Annotated in this window: 20 protein-coding genes and 2 pseudogenes; 19 read left to right on the top strand and 3 right to left on the bottom strand. The window is 72.2% G+C overall.

Annotated features, from left to right (window positions below; translation table 11 throughout):
• The first annotated feature begins 1 nt into the window (after position 1).
• The 7 genes from OG948_RS58635 (at position 2) to OG948_RS58665 (ending at position 7,042) form a co-directional block, all read left to right on the top strand.
• The gene (locus OG948_RS58635; RefSeq protein ID WP_331773224.1) at positions 2-976 is read left to right on the top strand and encodes a bifunctional lytic transglycosylase/C40 family peptidase; all 975 of its coding nucleotides are present in this window, start codon (positions 2-4) and stop codon (positions 974-976) included.
• Entirely contained in the window at positions 973-1,863 is an 891-nt protein-coding gene (locus OG948_RS58640; protein WP_331773225.1) for a hypothetical protein, read from the top strand. Before OG948_RS58635 ends, OG948_RS58640 begins: the two co-directional genes overlap by 4 nt.
• Before the next feature lie 269 nt (positions 1,864-2,132).
• Positions 2,133-3,269, top strand: a complete 1,137-nt coding sequence (locus tag OG948_RS58645) for a Fic family protein (RefSeq protein WP_331773226.1) — start codon at positions 2,133-2,135, stop codon at positions 3,267-3,269.
• Positions 3,270-3,684: 415 nt separating this feature from the next.
• Positions 3,685-4,512: a hypothetical protein gene (locus OG948_RS58650; protein ID WP_331773227.1), complete on the top strand. Its 828-nt coding sequence runs from the start codon at positions 3,685-3,687 to the stop codon at positions 4,510-4,512.
• 102 nt (positions 4,513-4,614) lie between these two features.
• Positions 4,615-5,595 (top strand): hypothetical protein, encoded by a 981-nt coding sequence (locus OG948_RS58655; RefSeq protein WP_406300850.1) that lies wholly within the window; start codon positions 4,615-4,617, stop codon positions 5,593-5,595.
• A 566-nt stretch (positions 5,596-6,161) separates the two neighbouring features.
• Positions 6,162-6,365: a hypothetical protein gene (locus tag OG948_RS58660; protein WP_331773229.1), complete on the top strand. Its 204-nt coding sequence runs from the start codon at positions 6,162-6,164 to the stop codon at positions 6,363-6,365.
• 20 nt (positions 6,366-6,385) lie between these two features.
• Positions 6,386-7,042, top strand: a complete 657-nt coding sequence (locus OG948_RS58665; RefSeq protein ID WP_331773230.1) for a hypothetical protein — start codon at positions 6,386-6,388, stop codon at positions 7,040-7,042.
• A gap of 304 nt (positions 7,043-7,346) precedes the next feature.
• On the opposite strand, the gene OG948_RS58670 is transcribed toward OG948_RS58665, so the two are convergent.
• A complete protein-coding gene (locus OG948_RS58670; protein WP_331773231.1) occupies positions 7,347-7,577 on the bottom strand; it encodes a hypothetical protein in 231 nt (76 codons plus the stop codon).
• Positions 7,578-7,647: 70 nt separating this feature from the next.
• A pseudogene (locus tag OG948_RS58675) lies at positions 7,648-8,394 on the bottom strand (helix-turn-helix domain-containing protein); the annotation flags it as partial.
• Positions 8,395-8,505: 111 nt separating this feature from the next.
• Here OG948_RS58675 and OG948_RS58680 point away from each other — a divergent pair.
• Positions 8,506-9,030 carry a hypothetical protein gene (locus tag OG948_RS58680; RefSeq protein WP_331773233.1) on the top strand — a complete coding sequence of 175 codons (525 nt, stop codon included), beginning with the start codon at positions 8,506-8,508 and terminating at the stop codon, positions 9,028-9,030.
• 361 nt (positions 9,031-9,391) lie between these two features.
• Here the strand turns inward: OG948_RS58680 and OG948_RS58685 are convergent, their stop codons facing one another.
• Positions 9,392-9,577 (bottom strand): hypothetical protein, encoded by a 186-nt coding sequence (locus tag OG948_RS58685; protein ID WP_331773234.1) that lies wholly within the window; start codon positions 9,575-9,577, stop codon positions 9,392-9,394.
• On the opposite strand from OG948_RS58685, the gene OG948_RS58690 reads away from it, so the two are divergent.
• From OG948_RS58690 to OG948_RS58740, 11 genes and pseudogenes are all read left to right on the top strand, one after another.
• Complete coding sequence (locus tag OG948_RS58690) at positions 9,561-9,836, top strand: hypothetical protein (RefSeq protein WP_331773235.1); 276 nt, start codon at positions 9,561-9,563, stop codon at positions 9,834-9,836. The two genes, OG948_RS58685 and OG948_RS58690, sit on opposite strands and share 17 nt — an antisense overlap.
• Positions 9,837-10,030: 194 nt before the next feature.
• Positions 10,031-10,651, top strand: a complete 621-nt coding sequence (locus tag OG948_RS58695; RefSeq protein WP_331773236.1) for an SAF domain-containing protein — start codon at positions 10,031-10,033, stop codon at positions 10,649-10,651.
• Positions 10,651-11,514 carry a hypothetical protein gene (locus tag OG948_RS58700; RefSeq protein ID WP_331773237.1) on the top strand — a complete coding sequence of 288 codons (864 nt, stop codon included), beginning with the start codon at positions 10,651-10,653 and terminating at the stop codon, positions 11,512-11,514. Before OG948_RS58695 ends, OG948_RS58700 begins: the two co-directional genes overlap by 1 nt.
• A pseudogene (locus tag OG948_RS58705) lies at positions 11,511-12,890 on the top strand (CpaF family protein). The gene OG948_RS58700 and the pseudogene OG948_RS58705 overlap by 4 nt, the downstream one beginning before the upstream one ends.
• Complete coding sequence (locus OG948_RS58710) at positions 12,887-13,798, top strand: type II secretion system F family protein (RefSeq protein WP_331773238.1); 912 nt, start codon at positions 12,887-12,889, stop codon at positions 13,796-13,798. The pseudogene OG948_RS58705 and the gene OG948_RS58710 overlap by 4 nt, the downstream one beginning before the upstream one ends.
• The gene (locus OG948_RS58715; RefSeq protein WP_331773239.1) at positions 13,795-14,691 is read left to right on the top strand and encodes a type II secretion system F family protein; all 897 of its coding nucleotides are present in this window, start codon (positions 13,795-13,797) and stop codon (positions 14,689-14,691) included. The genes OG948_RS58710 and OG948_RS58715 overlap by 4 nt, the downstream gene beginning before the upstream one ends.
• Positions 14,692-14,755: 64 nt before the next feature.
• The gene (locus OG948_RS58720; protein WP_331773240.1) at positions 14,756-15,079 is read left to right on the top strand and encodes a hypothetical protein; all 324 of its coding nucleotides are present in this window, start codon (positions 14,756-14,758) and stop codon (positions 15,077-15,079) included.
• Between the two features lie 83 nt (positions 15,080-15,162).
• Positions 15,163-15,579 carry a TadE/TadG family type IV pilus assembly protein gene (locus OG948_RS58725; protein WP_331773241.1) on the top strand — a complete coding sequence of 139 codons (417 nt, stop codon included), beginning with the start codon at positions 15,163-15,165 and terminating at the stop codon, positions 15,577-15,579.
• A gap of 3 nt (positions 15,580-15,582) precedes the next feature.
• A complete protein-coding gene (locus OG948_RS58730) occupies positions 15,583-16,074 on the top strand; it encodes a TadE/TadG family type IV pilus assembly protein (RefSeq protein WP_331773242.1) in 492 nt (163 codons plus the stop codon).
• Complete coding sequence (locus OG948_RS58735) at positions 16,071-16,556, top strand: hypothetical protein (protein ID WP_331773243.1); 486 nt, start codon at positions 16,071-16,073, stop codon at positions 16,554-16,556. Before OG948_RS58730 ends, OG948_RS58735 begins: the two co-directional genes overlap by 4 nt.
• Positions 16,553-18,112, top strand: a complete 1,560-nt coding sequence (locus OG948_RS58740) for a LysM peptidoglycan-binding domain-containing protein (RefSeq protein ID WP_331773244.1) — start codon at positions 16,553-16,555, stop codon at positions 18,110-18,112. The genes OG948_RS58735 and OG948_RS58740 overlap by 4 nt, the downstream gene beginning before the upstream one ends.
• The last annotated feature ends 26 nt before the right edge of the window (positions 18,113-18,138 follow it).

An 18,138-nucleotide genomic window follows, 5' to 3' on the forward strand; every position in this document is an offset into this window, starting at 1 on the left:
CGTGGCTGTTCTCGGGAGGGTCGCCCTGGGGTGCGGGGGCGCGTTCCTGGCCCTGGTCCTGCTCGCAGGCGCCCTGGTGGCCGCCGTGGTCGATGCGATCGGTGATGTCCTGACCGGCGGGGGTGTCGCCTCCTCCCTCGCCGACGCGAGCGACGAAGCCCGCAGGGACATTCCGCCCGGCTACCTGACCCTGTATCAACAGGCCGCCGGGACCTGCCCGGGCTTGTCGTGGACGGTGCTGGCGGCGATCGGGAAGGTGGAGACCGATCACGGCCGAAGCCCACTCCCGGGCGTGGCCTCCGGGGCGAACGGCAGCGGTGCCCGCGGCCCGATGCAGTTCATCGACTCCACCTGGATCGCCTACAACCCCTCCGGGAGCGTCGGCAGTACCGGCGGGGTGCCGGACGTGTACAACCCGGCCGACGCCATCCCGGCGGCCGCCCGCATGCTCTGCGCGGAAGGCGCCCGCGACGAAAAGAACCTGCGCGGGGCGATCTTCGCCTACAACCACGCCGACTGGTACGTCACCCAAGTCCTCGACCAGGCCGCCAAATACGCCGCCCCACCGGGCACCGACACCGGCGTGGGCGCTCCGAACGAGGCCATCGCCAAGGCGATCGCGTTCGCCCGCACGACGCTGGGCACCCCGTACGTGTGGGGCGGCGACGGCCCCGCAGAGGGCGGATACGACTGCTCCGGTCTGACCAAGGCCGCCTACGCCGCAGCCGGCATCACCCTGGAGCGCGTCGCCCAGGACCAGTACCACTCCATGCCCCGCCTGGCGCCGGGTGCCCCGATCGCGCCCGGCGACCTGGTGTTCTACGGCACACCCGCCGACGTGCACCACGTCGGCCTGGCCATCGACGGCACCCGGATGATCGAGGCCCCACGCCCGGGCGTCGCGGTCCGCGTCGCCGACATCCGCCACCGGGGAGACGACTTCCTCGGCGCCACCCGACCCACGGCGGCACGATGAGGGTCGACCCGCTCCTCCCCGCCCCGACGACGGTCGACGCCCTCGAGGCCGAGATCGCCGGCCTGCGCGCCCTGTTGGCGCGTCTGACGGCGGCGCTGATCGGCGTGGCGAGCCTCGCCCTGGTGTTCACCGCCGTGAATGTCACCGATTTCGCCCGCGACCATGGGGTGTCGGGGTCGATCGCCTGGCTGTTGGATCCGATGCTCGCGCTAGCGTTGGCCATCGGTCTGCTGACCGACTCCCGTCTGGCGCAGCACCGTGTCCGCCCGCCGGCGTGGGGGAGCGTGCTGCGCTGGTACGCGGGCATCGCCACCCTGACCGTCAACACCTGGACCGCGTGCTGGCCCACCGGCCGCGTCGGCGTCCCGCGCGACGCGGACGCCGCCGCGGTGGTGCTGCACTCGATTCCGCCGGTCCTGCTGATGCTCCTGGCCGAGGCCGTCGCCGCCTACCGCCGCCGCATCACCGACCTCATCACCCACCTGACCGCCCTCCTCGCCCACCCGGCCCCGACAACCCCGCCCGACGCCCACACGCCCCCGCCGCCAACACCGCCCTCCCCACCGGCATCCCCTCCATCGCACGGCCCGGTCACGGCCGCGGGCTTCGACCCGACCGAGGAACCGGACCCGCCCCAAGGCGGCACGGACGGCCTCTACCTGGCCGCGTGGCGCCTGGACCAACGCACCCGCGCCGAGACCGGACGCCCGGCGTCCATCCGCGTCATCCGCCGCACCCTGCGCCTGAAACAGGACCGCGCCGTCCACCTCCGCGCCTGGCTCAACGACCAACCACCACCACCCCCCCGCCGTGGGATGACCTGTGAGGGCGAGGACGGGCGCCACCGTGAGCATCACGCGTTTGCGGGTCGCCGGCCGGTGCCGTAACCGGGTCCCTCGGTTCGGTTCGTCACCGGGGATCGATCCGAGTGAACGGCGGTCGACCACTGTTCGCACCCGTCCTCCGGCCGGCAGCGCCGCTGCTTCACGGGGGAGCGGCTCCTGTCGTCACCAACCTTGTGGGCGACACGAGCGCGCACCGCGGTCGGAGCCGCCTTGCGCCGGACGCCTTCCGGCCGGTAGTTCCGTTCTTCGGGAGCACCCGGGGCCGGTCCGCTCCCGTTCCTCCGACCCTACATGTGTCGTAGTATCGGAGGATGCTGTATGCGACGCCTCCCCTGACGGCCGACGACCTGCGGGTGGTGGAGGAGATCGAGGCGTTCCGCGCCGAGTTCCGCCATCGCCTGGCCGAACCGCGCAGGTGGGAGGGGCAACTCCGACGTTCCCTGACCGCGGCGGCGGTGCGCGGCTCCACGCATATCGAGGGCTACACGATCAGCCCCGAAGAGGCCGAGACCCTGGTCGCCGGCGGAGAGGTCTCGCCCGAGACCGACGACGCGACCCGAGGCGCCGTGACCGGCTATCGCGACGCCCTCACCTACATCCAACGGGCGTCCGGCTTCCGGATCTTCTCCTGGAACCACACGCTGCTCTCCGCCCTGCACTTCATGATGACCAGGACGGACGAGGAGACCCGGCCCGGCGAGTACCGCACCGGCGGGGTATGGGTCTCCGGCGGGCCGAACCGGCCTCCCGTCTACACCGCCCCGGACCCCGAACAGGTCCCCGACCTGATGGCCGAGTTCCTCGCCCGACTCGACCACGACGAACCGGAGCCGGCGCTCGTCCGCGCCTCGATGGCCCACCTCAACCTGGTCTCCATCCACCCCTGGCGCGACGGCAACGGACGCATGTCCCGCGCCGTGCACACCCTCGTCCTCGCCCGCGAGGGAGTCCTCGCCCCGGAATTCTCGAGCATCGAGGAATGGCTCGGCGCCGACGACTTCAACACCCGCGAGTACTACGCCGCGCTGCGCTCGGTCCAGGCCGGATCGTGGCAACCACGACGCGACGCGCACTCCTGGATCCGCTTCTGCCTCACCGCCCACCACCTCCAGGCCCAGGAGGTCCAACGCCGCTTCGAAACCGCCTCCCGTCTGTGGTTCCGACTCGAAGCAATCGCCCACCGGCACGGCCTGGACGAACGCACCGTCTCCGCCCTGTACGCCGCCACCAACGCCACCCTGCGCCGCACCACCTACCAGGCCGAGGAAGCCCTCACCCGCGACCAGGCCCTCGGAGACCTCCGCACCCTGCGCCGCCTGGACCTCGTCCAAGCCGTCGGACACGCCCGCACCCAGCACTACCTCGCCGGCCCCGAAGTACGCCGGGCCCGGACCGAAATCCACGACGAGGTCCACGCGGACCTCTACCGCGAGCCCTACGGCAACTGACGTCCGTGGCAGGCCCGCAGCGGACACCGATGCGCGATCGTCTCGGGTTCGACGCGGCGGCTTTGTGCTCCGGGGCGACGGCCGGTCCCCACCACCCGCGTGGGGACCTCCCTGCCCCGCGTCCGGAACAGGACCGCGCAGTCCACTTCCGCGCCCGGTTCAACGACCGAAGCGCCGGCGCCCCCGGTGGGGCGGTGACCTGCGAGGGTAACGCCAAGCGTTACCCCGGGTAACACGTGTTACCCGCCCTCCCGCCCGCCGCGCGGCGTCGCGAAATCCCATGTGTGGAAGGCGACTTGACTCTTGAGGCGCACCAGAGCGTCCATGGAGTCGAGCCCGGGGCACCGCGTAGGCCACGCGCCGGGCCGCCCCGGCCGGGGACCCCGCTCACCACCGTCGAGACAGGGACCCCACCATGCCCGAGAACACCCGCACCTCCGCCGCCGAACGCCTGCGCGCGGCCATCGCCGAGACCGCCCCTCGGGGCGGGTTCACCGCGCCGGGCATGTCCGAGGCCACCGGTCTGGGCCGCTCCACCGTCACCAAGCTCCTGGTCCGTCTGGAGACCGAGGGGGCGGTGCGCCGCGAAGCCGCCCCGAGCGTCGGCCACAAGCCGCAGCCCACCCGCTGGTACACCACCGCCCCGGCCACGGCCACCGTCACCCCGGAGCCGGACCCGATCGTTGACGCCGCCGGCCACGACGACCCCACGCCCGAGGCCGCCGAGACCGCCGGCGCCCCGGAGAAGGAGGAGGCCGGCAACGGCGGCGGGACGCCGGAGGCTCTGGTTTCGCCGACGCCCGCGAACGAGGACACCGAAACCACGGACACACAGGAGATCGTCCCGGAGCCGGAGCCGGAGCCGGAGCCGGAGCCGGAGCCGGAGCCGGAGGCGCCCGCGTCGGGCGCGGACGCAGAGAGCGGCGATACGGCCGAGCGAACCGACGAGGCGGTGCCGGCCGAGCTCCCGGCGCGCACGGAAGGCGCGGGTGTTCGGTTGCGGCCCGGCGCGCTGCGGGACCAGGTGCGGTCCCACCTCCTCGCCCACCCGCAGGCCGAGTTCACGGCCACCGAGGTCGCCCGGGTTCTGGGGCGCAGTTCCGGTGCGGTGGCCAACGCCCTCGCCACGCTCACCGAACACGGTGACACGGTCCTGGCCTGCCCCAAGCCGCGCCGTTACCGCGCCACCGCGCCCACCGGGGACGCCCCCGCGCCGGTCTCCGTGCCGGACGACACACCCTGACCCGCGACGGCGGGCGCCCCCGTGATCGGACGCCCGCCCTCCCCACCCCACCCCACCCCACCCCAGCCCGGCCCTTTCGCATCGGCGATCGCAGGGAGAAGCATGATGACCACCGTCCACGAGCACGATCTCGACACTTTCGCCGCCCGCATGGCGCGTCACGACGACCGGATGGCTGCCGCCGCGCGGGAGTTGGCCGACGTGTACGCCGCCACGTTGGGCCACCTCGCCGGGCCCGATGCCCACGTTCTCGCCGTCCCGTACGAGCCGGACCACCGCCGCGACCCCGACCCGGTCCGGGACCCGCGCCTGTACGTGGTGGACGTCTTCGGGCGACCCGTCCTGCGGTTGCGCGACGGCGAGATTCCCGCCGTCACCGATGTGCGACTGCGCGCGTACTGGGGCGATCTCGATCTCACCCGCCGCGCCGCGCACGCGGGGATCCTCGACCGACTGCGGCGCATGGGCGGAGTGTTCCCCCGATTCGATCCGCTGCCCGACGTGCGCGTCGGACTGCCGATCTCCACCACGGCCCTGGCCACGGCCGGCGGCGTACGCCTGCTCACGCGAGCGGAGGCCCCTTGTCTGGACGCCTTCGAGGCGGCCGAGGACATGTTCCGCACGGCGACCGACACCCTGATGCGCCACGTCGCCGACACCATCACCGGGGCCCTGCCCGACGCGGCCTACCTGCTCCTGGCGGTCCACGACGACCACGACCACAGCCACGAGGACACCTACCCCAAGCGCGTCCTCGACGCGCACGGCGAGACCCTCCTCGACTTCGACCGCATGCACGAACAGGTCGACCTCCACAACCTCGACCACCCCACCCGCACCGCATGGGGTGCCCGCACCGCCCTCGACTTCGCCATCCTGCGCCACACGCTCCAACGACTGCACAGCCGACTGGCCGTCTTCGACGAACTCCCCACCGACCTGCGCAGGAGCGAATACGACGACAGGTGGTACTGCGTGACGCTGCGCCCCGACGTGCGGGTGGAGGTCGACGACGCGCACACCGGCCGCGATCGTCTCGTCCACGAGCCGGTGGTCCGCCCCTACCGCCCCCGGCCCGCCTGACCACCCCTTCCGGCCGCCGCGCCCCGCCCGCGCCGCGACCGACCACGACCCCGTGCGCGGCTGTGGAACATCCCGTGGGTTCGCGATGGCTTCTCTACGTGTTCTTCGCAGGTCGGGACACAGGCGGCACCGACGTGGCCGTACCGATCATGATGGATCTTCAGGAATTCCGAAGTTCCATCATGATCGGTACGAAGAGGGACGGACCTGGGACCGCGAACCACCTCTGGTCAGATGCCCGCCGAAAGCAAGGGCCCCACGACGAACCTGCCGGATGTCGCATATGGGTGTGGTCTGCTCGCGCGCGTGCACCTGTGACGGGGCAGTACGGCGACTGGCCCGTGCCGGGGTGGCGGACGGCGACGGCTGCCCAGGCGGCCGCCGCTGTGGCACCCGGACAGGTGTCGGTCGTACGCTGCGGCGTTCCCCGATCCGACCGGACCGCGGAGCCGGGACCCAACGGGTATCACGTTTGCCCAATTCAGAGGCTGTCCACTTTTTCCTACCTCTTCTGCGGACCGGCAAAAGCTGGATTGGGACCGAGGTCGGGCGCAAGAGTGTTGCCCATGACAGTTACTCGTTACCGCGTGCTGGTAATCGTCTTGGTGGGTCTCCTCGCTGCGGCCGTCGCCGTGATCCTCGCCGTGCTCGACAGGCACGCCGCTACGGATGTCATCCGGAACGCTGGCGTCGCATTCGGTGGGACCACCACGCTGGGCCTGCTGCTGAGTACCGCGCTCAAGGACAACCCCGGCCAGGGAGTTCAGTGACCCCATACTGGAGCGAGGGCATGTATGTGGAGCCCACCTCAGACCATCCCGGCGACGAGGAGTGGTTCAAGGAGCCCATGGTCAAGGTGGCCGGCCACCTCTTCCCCCCGCGCTTCCGGATCTACATGAAGTGCCGCGCGTCGGACATCGCAATGTGCATCGCCCTGGAGGTCGACCGCGGGGGGTTCATCGAGCAGGAGAACGCCATCACGGTCCACGGCGTTGCCTCCGACCGTGAGCGGGACCAGGTGCGGGTGGCTGCACGGAAGCTTGCGCTCCCCCTTGCTCTGGCCGCCGTACCCTTCGGCCCTGCCCGGGAGACGGAAGAGGGCTGGGAGTGGGTGGCCATGGGCTGGTCCCCGCCGGCCGTCCACAAGGTCGGCGACCTGCCCAGCCCGCAGCTTGCCTTGCTCAAGGAGCTTCGGCGCCGGACAGGGCCGAAGTGGTGGGACGCCTACTTGCCGCGAATCGAACAGACAGCCTTCATCGTCGCTTGCGCCTCGCCTGAGAAATCAACACGCAAAGTGATCGTGGAGGACGTGTGCTCCCAGACCTACGTCAGCCGTACGCAGGCGTACCAAGACCTGCAGACCGCACGTGAGCTTGGCCTGATCCCCCCTGAGCGATGCGACTCAGCTGGGCACCCCCTTGCTCCTTCTGACCCGGCGTCACTCTGATTACAGGGAGCTACTTTTCACTTCGCCGTAGCTTCGGGAGAACAGGGCGTTGGATTGTCCGACATCCCGTGGGTTCCCGTCGGGCAGCGATTGCCGCAGCGCGGATCTGAACATGGGTTTTGCGGTCACCGGCCCGCGTTTCAACGTGGGGATCATGACGGTTCCTCGGGAATCCTGAAGAACCGTCAGATCTGTTCAGGCGGCCCGATACCTTCACGCCACGCCGACTTGGGACAACACTGCCGATCAGCGGGACGGACACTCGGGCGAACCCACGGGATATCGCGCACGCCCGCGCGCGGGGTCACTTCTCGTCGGTGGGGGCTGGCGCGCTCGCGTGGGGGCCGGCTACGGTTGGCTCGTACACCTCGAACAGGTGCCAGCCGCCTGTGAGTTGGGTCGTGGTGGCGATCATGTCGTAAACGCCGCCGTCCTGATCCCTCACGCGGTGGGTGGCGACCGGGGTCAGCAGTTCGAGGTCCTGGCTGTGCCAGTGCGTCCGCGCGTCGGGCAGCAGGAGCAGCGCCTCCACCATGGCCTTGACGGTCTTTGTCGGAGGGCCGGCGGATCCACAGGTCCCGCGCCCGGGCCACGGCCGTGGCCCGCAGCCGGTCGACGTCGACGAACCTTCGCGCTGCGTTCGGGCCGAACGCCCAGAACAGGGCGTTGGTCCACGGCCCGTCGTCGGAGGGCCCCAGCCACCTGCGGAACGTCGTGGTGGCGTCGACCAGGTTCATCGCGTGGTCGAGCAGGGCCGCCGGTCGGGGTTCGAGGCGGGTCAGGAGTTCGCGGTACAGGTCCTCGGGTACGGGGTCGGGGTCGTGGGGGCCGCCGCAGAACGGCGTGGCCAGCAGGACGAGTCGCCAGCGTTCGGCCTCGGACATGTGGAGCCTGTCGGCGACGCGGCGCAGCATCCGGGGCGGGGGGACCCGGTGTTCGCCGCGTTCGAGGGTGGCGTACCAGCGGGTGCTGACGCCCGCGAGAGCGGCGATGTCGTTCTGGCGCAGGCCCGGGGCGCGGTGGCCGGCGCGTTCGTCCAGGTGCACCTCGGCGGGTTCGATCCGGGCCCGGCAGGTGGTGAGCAGGTGGTTCAGGTCCTCGCGGCGTATCTCGTCGACGTCCATGACGTGTTCCCCCCTCGGGTCGCGACGCGACTCGGCCGCGTCGTCCGAAAATCGATGTGCGGGATCCTTCGGCGTTCTCGAGCCCCTCTCGCCCCTCGCGTCACATCCTGTCACTGAACGGTTACCTGAGTCACCCCTGTTTCTGCAGGTGGAAGCACATCCGGTCGGCGAGCGTCGTCGAATCGGCACGATCAGGGAGGCAAGATCACGTTGGCACGACAACGGCATGCACGCCCGCGCCCTACCGCTTTCTTCGCAGGTCAGGGACTATGTGTGATCCGTCGTCACGGTTGCGGAGGCACCGACCGCGCGACGGCTGTGGGGGAGAGGAAACGGAACATGCGCGGCGCGGTGACGATAATCGGCCTGGCGACGGCGCTGATGACGATCGCGGGCTGCTCGGACGACCCGCCGGCAACGAAGAAGACGCCACCGCCGTCGGCACCGAGCCCGACGGCCTCGACGTCGCCCTCGCAGGCGGAGGCCCTCGCCACGTACCGGAACCTGTGGACCGCCGCGACGAAAGCCGCCGCCACCGCCAACGCCGAGGATCCGGAGTTGCGCAAGTACGCCCACGACGACGCCTTGGCGTACTTCGTCGGAAGCAACCTGGAAAACAAGGAGAAGGGTGTCGTGGTCAAGGGCGAACCCGGAATCTCCCCTCGCGTGGTCGGGGAAACCGGAGATCGGGTCACCCTGGCGGACTGCGTCGACGGCTCCCACTGGCTGAAGTACCGGGCATCCGACGGAAAACTGGCGGACGACGTACCGGGAGGGCACCACCAGGCCGAGGCAACCGTGACGCGAACCACCAGCGGGTGGAGAGTTACGAGCCTCACCATCGAGGGGGTGGGCACATGCTGAGGTCTCGAGTCGTCGTCGGGGCCACCCTCGGGCTGCTGACCCTCGGAAACGTACAAGCGTTCGCGGACGACGGCGTCCGCACCAACAATGGCGGAGGCGGAAAGGTCACCTGCAACGGGACGCAGTGCACCGTCACCGCAAACAACAGCCCGTCCACGAGCACACCCGGTGGCGAGGGGCGGACAAACCCGGCCGGGACCGGCCAGAACACGGACGCCCCGTCGGGGCCGTCGATTGTTCAGCCTCCTGCTTGGGGTCCGGGGCCGGGTCCTCGGTTGGGGTCGCCGTTGGCTCCTGGTGGGCAGCCTCCTCCGGCGCCGCCTTCGCCGCAGGAGGTGGCGCAGACTGCGGTGTCGCAACTTCATCTGCCCTCGCCGGTGATCGCGATGAACCCCATCGCCGAGCAGATCGTGAACGTGCCCACCTGGTTGTGGATCGCTCCGGCGTCGTGGGCTCCGGTGTCGGCGACCGCCACCGTGCCGGGGGTGTCGGTGACGGCGACGGCGACTCTGCGGAAGGTGACGTGGTCGATGGGCGACGGTTCCACCGTGGACTGTGTCGGGCCGGGCACCGCGTACTCGGCCCGGTTCGACCCGGCGTCCGCGTCGCCGGACTGTGGTCACACCTACACGCGTTCGTCCGCGTCGCAGCCGGGTGCGGCGTATGCGGTGTCGGCGACGATCACGTGGTCGGTTGCGTGGGCCGGTGCCGGGCAAGCCGGGGTGGTGCCGGGGATGCAGACCACGGCGCAGGTGGGCGCGCGGGTGGCCGAGGTCCAGGCCGTGATCGTGGACTACCGCCCCTGACCTCACTTTCCCGACCCGACGACACGACCGATTCGCTCGACGAACGAGCAGACATTGATGGGAGGCGAGTTGTGGGTACCCCCTTGCCCGAATCGCCCGCGCGGGGTGTGAACGGCGTCCGGACACGCGGTTCCGCCGGGCGTACGGCGCCCGGCGAGGTGAGCCCAGGCGCGGCGAAGAAGGCGCCGCCCCCGGTGGGCGAACGACGGCGCCGGCACGGCTGGTTGTGGGGCGGGATCGCGCTGGTCGTCGTCGCCGGCCTGGTGTTCGCTCTGCTGGCGCAGCGCTTGGGGGATCGGCACGCGGTCCTGGCGTTGGCGCGGCCGGTTCCCGCCGGGCAGGTGATCGCGGACGGGGACCTGCGCCGGGTCCAGGTGGCCGAGGACGGTGGCCTGGGGCTGTTTCGCGACGGCGACCGCGCGCAGGTCGTCGGCCGGGTGGCGCTGGTGCCGTTGGAGGCGGGCGCGTTGCTGCAGCGTTCCTTCGTCGGCGACGCCCAGGCGTTCCCGCCTGCGGGTCGGGCCGTGGTGTCGGTGTCGATCAAGCCGGGTGGCGCGCCGGCGCAGGTGCGTGAGGGGCAGCGGGTGGCGGTGATCGAGGCCGCGCAACCCGCCGCCACGGCGGGCACCGCGCCAGCGACCGCTCTTCCCGCAGCGCGGGTGGTGGCCACCGTGGTCACCGTCGGTGGCGCGGCGGTGACCACGCAGGATTTCGCGGTGAGTCTGCTGGTGGACATTCCCGCGTCGCGGGTGGTCACCGCGATGCGCGAGCCGCGCCTGGTGTTGTTGCCGGCGTCGACGTCCGAGGTGCCGTGATGCGGCGGATGGTGGTGGTGGCGTCGGTCAAGGGCGCGCCCGGGGCGACGACGACCGCGCTGGCCCTGGCCACCCAATGGCCCACCGTCGACGGCGAAGCCCCCACGGGGCGCGGCCGCTCGACGTCGACGGGCACGTCCGCCTCGGACGGGGCCGGGGTGCGGTTGTTGCTGGAGGCGGATCCCTCCGGCGGTGACGTCGCCGCGTGGCGGGGCCTGTCGCAGAGCCCCGGTCTGCTGGACCTGGCCGCGGCGGTGCGTCACGGCTCGGACTCGGGCGATCTGATCGCCCGCTGGGCCCAACCCCTCACGAAACCTGGGGCGTTGCTGGTGCCGGCCCCGGCGAGCGCGGCGCAGGCCCGTGCGGGCAGTGAGCTCCTTGCCCGCAACTCCTTCGCCGCCGTGCGAGGCGCCAACGAGGCCGCGTCGTCGGGGGTGTTGGTGGTCGACGTCGGTCGGCTCGGCCCGGTCGAAACGTCCTGGGCGGGCGCGGCCGACGCTCTCGTCCTGGTCTGCAAGGGCGGGGTGGACGCGCTCGCGCATGTCGCGGCGGCCATCGAGGACCTCAAGGCGGCCGCGTCGTGGATGTGCCTGGCCGTGGTGGGCCCGTGCCCCTATCCGATGGCGGAGATCGCCCGGAACCTGGGGCTGGACCGGGTGCAGCACCTGCCGTGGGATCCGGACGCGGTCGATGCGCTCCGACGCGGCGCCCCGCCGCGCCGCCGTCGTGGGCGCCACACGTTGCCCGCGGCGATGGAGGATCTGATCCGCGAGGTCCGCCGCCATGTCGAACTCCCCGCCGCCCGGCCCGCCGCGCCGCCCTCGGCCGAATCGCCGACGCACGGATGGGAATCCCACCGATGAGCACTCCCGAGCACCCCGCCCACCTGCCGTGGGTGGGCCACGAGCAGACACCGGGCAGTGACGAACAGGCGTACGCCGCCGCGCTCCGTGCCCGCATCGGGCCTCGGATGACCGCGTACGCGCAGAGTCTGGAGGATGCGGGTCGGCCGCCGCAGACGGTGGCGGAGCGCGAGGAGACGGTGCGCAGGCTCCTCGCCTCCGAACTCGCCGCCGACACCTCGGCGAGTCTGCAGGCAGGGCGGGCACCGCTGGACGAGTTCGCCGAGGCCCGGGTGACGCGCCTGGTCGTGGACGGTCTGTTCGGTCTGGGCGGTCTGGAGCGGTTGTTGCAGAACCCGTCGATCGAGAACATCAACGTCAACGGCTACGACAAGGTGTTCGTGACGTACGCGGACGGCCGCAAGGAACGCGTCGAGCCGTTCGTGGGCTCCGACGAGGAACTGGTCGAGCTGCTGCGCACGGTCGCCGCTCGCGCGGGTGCGGAGGAGCGGCGGATCGACCGCACCCAGCCGAGTCTGAATCTGCAATTGCCCGACGGCAGCCGCCTGCACGCCCTGATGTACCTGACACCCCGCGTCTCCGTGTCGATCCGCCGCCACCGCTTCCCGAAGGTGACGCTCGACGCCCTGGAGAACCTCGGCGTTTTCGACCGCGAACTGCGCGATCTGCTGGGCGCCCTGGTGCGGGCCCGGATGAACATCCTGGTCGCGGGCGGCACCAACACCGGCAAGACCACGCTGCTGCGCGGCCTGGTGTCGGAGATCCCTCCCGAGGAGCGGTTGATCACCATCGAGGACACCTTCGAGCTCGGCCTGGACAAGGACGAGAAGGCCCACCCCGACGTCGTCGCGATGCAGGCTCGCGAGGCGAACCTCGAAGGCGTCGGGGAGGTCGACCAGGCCGAGTTGGTCCGCAAGGGCCTGCGGATGGCGCCGGACCGGGTGATCGTCGGCGAGATCCGCGGTTCGGAGGTCGTGCCGGCCTGCAACGCGATGTCGCAGGGCAACGACGGTTAACTGTCGACGATCCACGCCAGTACCTCCGCCGGGGTGTTCGCGAAGCTCGCCGCGTATGCCGCGCAGTCGCCGGAGCGGTTGTCGATGGAGGCGACGAACCTCCTGGTCGCGGCCGCCGTCGACTTCGTGGTCCACGTGACTTGGTCCACCGACAATTGCCGTGTCGTGGACTCCGTGCGGGAGATCGTCGGCGCGGACGGCCCCCAGGTGATCTCCAACGAGGTCTACCGGCCCGGCCCGGACCTGCGCGCCGTGCCGGCGACACCCGTGCGCGCGGAGACCGCGGCCCGCCTGGCCCGCGTCGGTTGGCAACCCGGGAACGCCGGCTACCCCGGCCCCGGTTGGGCGGGCCGCCGATGAACGCCACGGTGCTGCTGGGCATGGCCGCCGCCGGTGGTCTCGTCCTGGCCGTCGTCGGATGGCGCGGCACTGCCGTGCGTCCGGAAGCCGAGACCGTCAGGCCCACACCTCGTTGGCTGCTCGCCGTGCGGGAGATCCTGCGTCACCAGCGTCTGGTGGTCGGCGCCGTCGCCGCGGGCATCGTGGCCGGGGTGTTGACCGGCTGGCCGGTCGGCGGGCTGCTGGTCACGATCGCCGTGTTGTTGGTGCCCCGGATCGTCGCCCCGGACCGGGGTGCGCGGGAGCGGACGGAGCGGATCGAGGCGGTCGCGGTGTGGACCGAGATGCTCCGCGACACCCTGTCCGCAGCGGCGGGTCTGGAGCAGGCCCTGCGGGCCACCGCCACCGCCCCGCCGCTCGCCCTCGCCGGCCCGGTGCGGGCTTTGGCGGCACGGATCGAGGCGGGCGAGCGCCTCCCGGACGCGTTGCGGGCGTTCGCGGACGACGTCGACGACCCCACCTGCGACCTGGTCGTCACCGCCCTGGTCCTGGCCGCCGAACGCCAGGCCCGCCAACTCGCCGCCCTGCTCGGCACCTTGGCCGAGGCCGCCCGCGAACAGGTCGTCATGCGCCTCAAGGTCGACGCCGAGCGCACCCGCGTCCACAGCAGCGTGCGGATCGTCGTCGCCACCACCTTGGCCATGGCGGCCGGGCTGGTCCTGCTCAACCGCACCTACCTCGACCCGTTCGACACCGGAACCGGCCAACTCGTCCTGGCCGGCGTCGGCGGCCTGTTCGGGGTGGCGTTCGCGTGGATGGCGCGAATCGCCGCGATCCCCGCACCCGCCCGCCTCCTACAGAACCCCACCACCACCCCCACCACCCCCACCAACACGTCCGCCGCGTCGCGGGAGGCGATGTCCTCGTGATCTGGGCCATGCTCCTGGGCGCCCTCGCCGGCGCCGGTGTTCTCGTCGCCCTCAAGGCCGCGTTCCCGCCCCGTGTCCCGCTGTCCGAAGCCCTCGCCGCCCTGCAGCGCCCGGCCAAGCCCGCACCCGTCGCCGACGCCGAGAGCGAGGGCTGGTCCGCGCGCGCCGGACGCGTCCTGGTCCCCGCCCTCCTCGCGTTGGGGCTGCCGAACACCACGCTGCGCCAGGATTTGCGGGTGGTGGGCCGCAGCGTGGAGCGCCACCTCGCGGAGAAGGCGGCCGCGGGTGTCGCCGGGTTGTTGATCCCGCCGCTGTTCCTGGGTGTGCTCACCGCCGGGGGAGCCGTCGACGGCGGCGTCGTGATGCCGGTGGCGGGGGCTCTGCTCCTGGCCGTTGCCCTGTTCCTGGCCCCGGACGCGGACGTGCGTGCCAAGGCGCGGGCCCGGCGCGCGGAGATGCGTCACGCCCTGTCGGTGTTCCTGGACCTGACCGTCGTGTCCCTGGCGGGCGGCGCGGGTGTGGACCAGGCGCTCCACGACGCCGCGTCCGTGCCGCGCGGCTGGGCCGCCAATCAACTGCGCGGCGCGTTGTCGACCGCGGCCCTGACACGTACGGCCCCGTGGGAGCCCCTGGCCCGGCTCGGCGAGGAGCTGGACGTACGCGAACTCCAGGAACTCGCAGCCACCGTCGCCCTGGCGGGTTCGGAGGGTGCCAAGGTCAAGGCCTCGTTGACGTCGAAGGCGGTGAGCATGCGCACCCGGCAACTCACCGACGCCCAAGGCGCCGCGAGCGCGGCCACCGAACGCATGACCCTTCCGCTGGCGGTGCTGTTCATGGGCTTCCTGCTGTTCATCGGCTACCCCGCCGTCTCCGCGGTGTCCAACGGCCTGTGACGCACCTGCAGGTTCACGATTCCCGACGACCCTCCCGTTCGACCCGTACGCAAGGAAGGCACCGATGACCACCGAGAACACCCCCGCTCCGGGCGACGACGAGACTGCGACCGCCGAACCGGCCGAGCCCGCAGGCGGCTTTCGTGCTTCGGCGCGGGATCTGTGGCATCGGCTGCGGACGGAGGACGACGGCTACACCACCGAGACGATCATCGTCACCGCGACGCTCCTGGCCATTGCGATCGCCGTCCTGGTGATTCTCCGGGGCAAGATCATCACGAAGGTGAATTCGATCAACTTCGGGATGGACACGGTCGACGGCGCCACGCACACCGCGGTCTCGGCCGCCCACACGTTCGTCGCCCACGCCGTCCTCGCCTTCCTGTAGCCGCCATGCCCACCACGACAACGCCCCGTCGACCCCGTCGGGCGACCCCCGATCCCGGGCCCGGCCCGGGACGCGTCCGCCGCGTGCGCGCCCGACTCCGCGACGACTCGGGCGGGGTGAGCGCCGAACTGGCAGTCATCACGCCGCTGCTGATGCTGATCCTGCTGTTGATCGTGCAGTTCGCGTTGGCCATGCACGCCCAACACGTGGCGCAGGCCGCCGCCTCCCGCGCCCTCGCTCAGGCTCGCGCCGACGGCGGGACGGCGGCGGCGGGGCAGGCGCGGGCGGAGTCGGTCCTGGCCGCGATCGGCGGCCGCACCCTGCAGAACCCGTCCGTGCAGGTGACCCGCGACGGCACCACCGTGCGCGTGGTCATCAGGGGGAGCACCGTCTCGGTCGTCCCCGGCATGCACCCCGGCGTCAAGGCCGTCGTCTCCGGCCCCGTCGACACCTTCCGGCCGGACATCAGCGAAGCCGCGACCTCCGACACGAGGCGATGACCGATGCCCCCGACCCGAGCCCGCCGCGCGTCGGATGCCGTGCGCCGCCGCGTCGCGCTGCTGCGTGCGCGGCCCGATGCCGGTTCGATCACCGCCGAACTCACCGTCCTGCTGCCGCTCCTGGTCATGATCCTGCTCCTGGTGGTCGCCGCCGGACGCCTGGCAGGGAACCGGATCGAGGTCAAGGACGCCGCCCACCAGGCCGCACGCGCGGCATCACTGGCGCGGGACCCGGTCACCGCCCGCACCCGCGCCGAGAGCACCGCGCGCAGCGCGCTCGCCTCCGCCGGGCTGTCCTGCAGCAAGGTCGGGGTGAGCGTGGACGTCTCCTCGTTCGCGCCCGGCGGCGTCGCCAGGGTGACCGTGCGCTGCGCCGTGGACTTGGCGGACGTGACGGCGTTCGGGTTGCCGGGCAGCCGCACGCTCTCGGCGACGGCCAGCTCCGCCGTCGACACCCACCGCGGTACCTCCGGCACCCCGGGGAGTTCACGATGACCCCACGAGTTGCGATCGCCCGCCTGCGCGCCCGGGTTCGCCGCGTGAGTCTCACCGGCGACGAAGGGCGCATCACCGCTTTCGTCGCGGCGCTGATCGCCGGCCTGTTGTTGTGTGCCGGGCTGGTCCTGGACGGCGGCCTGGCCCTGGCGGCGAAGACGGACGCGCTCGACGCCGCGCAGGAGGCCGCGCGTTCCGGCGCCCAGGCCCTGGACCTGGCGGCAGCCCGGGGCGCCGGCCCCGCCACCGTGGATGCGGCGAAGGCGCGCCAGGCGGCCCTGGATTCCCTTGCCGGTGCCGGGTATCAGGGCACCGCGACCGTCACCGGTGCCCGGGTCACGGTTCATGTGACCCACAAACAGCGCACGCAGATCCTGACCTTGGCCGGGGTTTCGCAGATTACGGTCACGGCGTCGGCGACGGCCGAGGCACAGCGCGGCGTCCTCACCAAAAACGACTCCCGCCCGGGGGGCACACCATGACGACGACCCCTCCCACCGGACTGCGCCGCCTCCTGCACGCGGTCGCGGCCACTGCGCGCCTGTTGTTCGACACAGCCGGCCTCGCCGCGCTCACGGTCGGCATCCCGTGGCTGCTCGTGCGTTTCGTCGGCAACCCGAACCCCTGGCATCGCGGCGAGGGTTGGGGTTCCCCGAGCCAGGCCTGGGACAACCTCTCCCAGCCGATCGAGGACGACACCCTCATCCGCCTCCTCGCCGTCATCGCCTGGATCTGCTGGCTCGCGTTCGTCCTCAACATCCTCGGCGAACTCGGCTGGTACGCCCGCCGCCTGCCCGCCCTGGCCGCCGATACCGGGGCCCGGGCCGCGCATGCCGCACACCTGGCCGAGCTGCCCGCCTATCGCATGGTCGCGGCCGTCCTGGTCGGCGGCGTGATGCTCACCGTCCTGGCGATGTGGCGCACCGGCGCCACCGCCGCGGCGGCCCCCGCCGCCGCGCCCGACCACACACACCGACCACCGGGGATTGCCCAACCGGCGACGATCGTCGACCGACACGCCCCCGCCCCCGCGCCCGCGTCGGTCGGCGAGCAGTACACGGCCGCCCGCCCGATGCCTGCCCGCAGCGCCGCGGTGGGGCCGCCGGTTCCGTACACAGTCCAACGCGGCGACACCCTGTGGGACATCGCCGCCGAATGCCTGGGCGATCCGCTGCGGTGGCCGGAGATCTACAAGCTCAGCAAGACCCTGCCGCAGCCCGACGGTGCCCTCCTGGGCGATCCGGACCTGATCGAGCCGGGCTGGGTCCTGCACCTGCCCGCCGACGCGACCGCGCCCGCCGCGGACACCCCCGACCCGGAGCAGGCTCCGCACACGCCGACCGCGCCTGCCACGCCCGAGACCGCGCCGCCGAATCCCGCGCAGCCGGCCGACGTTCCCGCGCCTGCCGCGCCGCCGCCGGGGTCGACCGGGCCCGCGTCGCCGGCCGCCGAGTCCCCGCACCGGTCCGAGCCGACCACCCCGCCCGGCGAGAACCTTCCCGCCCCGGCCGCACCTCCGGCCCCGGCCGAGGTTCCGATTCCGACGGCGACCGCGGATGCGCCCGCCACCACCGCGCCCGCCGTGCCTCCGTCCGCGGCCTCGCCCTCGGACGATCGCGAGGACGAGGGTCGTCCGGTGGGGATCGAGGTGGGGGAGGCGGGCTTCATCGGGGTGACGTTCGCGGCGGGGATCGCGGCGGCGTTGGTGTTCGCCCGCGCGCACCGGCGTCGCCGGCACCGGGTGGGGGACGCGGAGCCGCCGCCGTTGGCGGGGATCGTCCGCGAGGCCCAACACGCCCACCTGTGGGCCCGGACAGCGGACCCCGCCACCGAGGTCCCCGACCCGGACGAGCCGGCCCACGACACCCCCGTGTCGGCCGACGCGGCCCCCCGACGCCCCCTCCCCGCAGCGCCGCAGGCCGCGGCGGCGATCACCGTCGGCGTGCGCGGCCGTCGTGAGCTCACGGTGTGGGACGTGACTTCCGGGAGCTGTCTATACCGGGTGTTTTTGGCCCCACCGGAATGGCTTGGGTTCTAAAGGTGGTTGCAACACCTGACCCTGCG

The organism is Embleya sp. NBC_00888 (assembly GCF_045207655.1).
In the GTDB taxonomy this organism is placed as follows: Bacteria; Actinomycetota; Actinomycetes; order Streptomycetales; family Streptomycetaceae; genus Embleya.

Coding starts and splice junctions, on each gene's coding strand:
- OG948_RS58665 (WP_331773230.1), top strand. CDS start 6,386: ATGTATGTGGAGCCCACCTCAGACCATCCCGGCGACGAGGAGTGGTTC.
- OG948_RS58650 (WP_331773227.1), top strand. CDS start 3,685: ATGCCCGAGAACACCCGCACCTCCGCCGCCGAACGCCTGCGCGCGGCC.
- OG948_RS58645 (WP_331773226.1), top strand. CDS start 2,133: ATGCTGTATGCGACGCCTCCCCTGACGGCCGACGACCTGCGGGTGGTG.
- OG948_RS58720 (WP_331773240.1), top strand. CDS start 14,756: ATGACCACCGAGAACACCCCCGCTCCGGGCGACGACGAGACTGCGACC.
- OG948_RS58680 (WP_331773233.1), top strand. CDS start 8,506: ATGCGCGGCGCGGTGACGATAATCGGCCTGGCGACGGCGCTGATGACG.
- OG948_RS58670 (WP_331773231.1), bottom strand. CDS start 7,577: ATGGTGGAGGCGCTGCTCCTGCTGCCCGACGCGCGGACGCACTGGCAC.
- OG948_RS58690 (WP_331773235.1), top strand. CDS start 9,561: ATGGGCGACGGTTCCACCGTGGACTGTGTCGGGCCGGGCACCGCGTAC.
- OG948_RS58700 (WP_331773237.1), top strand. CDS start 10,651: ATGCGGCGGATGGTGGTGGTGGCGTCGGTCAAGGGCGCGCCCGGGGCG.
- OG948_RS58735 (WP_331773243.1), top strand. CDS start 16,071: ATGACCCCACGAGTTGCGATCGCCCGCCTGCGCGCCCGGGTTCGCCGC.
- OG948_RS58655 (WP_406300850.1), top strand. CDS start 4,615: ATGATGACCACCGTCCACGAGCACGATCTCGACACTTTCGCCGCCCGC.
- OG948_RS58640 (WP_331773225.1), top strand. CDS start 973: ATGAGGGTCGACCCGCTCCTCCCCGCCCCGACGACGGTCGACGCCCTC.
- OG948_RS58660 (WP_331773229.1), top strand. CDS start 6,162: ATGACAGTTACTCGTTACCGCGTGCTGGTAATCGTCTTGGTGGGTCTC.
- OG948_RS58740 (WP_331773244.1), top strand. CDS start 16,553: ATGACGACGACCCCTCCCACCGGACTGCGCCGCCTCCTGCACGCGGTC.
- OG948_RS58730 (WP_331773242.1), top strand. CDS start 15,583: ATGCCCCCGACCCGAGCCCGCCGCGCGTCGGATGCCGTGCGCCGCCGC.
- OG948_RS58710 (WP_331773238.1), top strand. CDS start 12,887: ATGAACGCCACGGTGCTGCTGGGCATGGCCGCCGCCGGTGGTCTCGTC.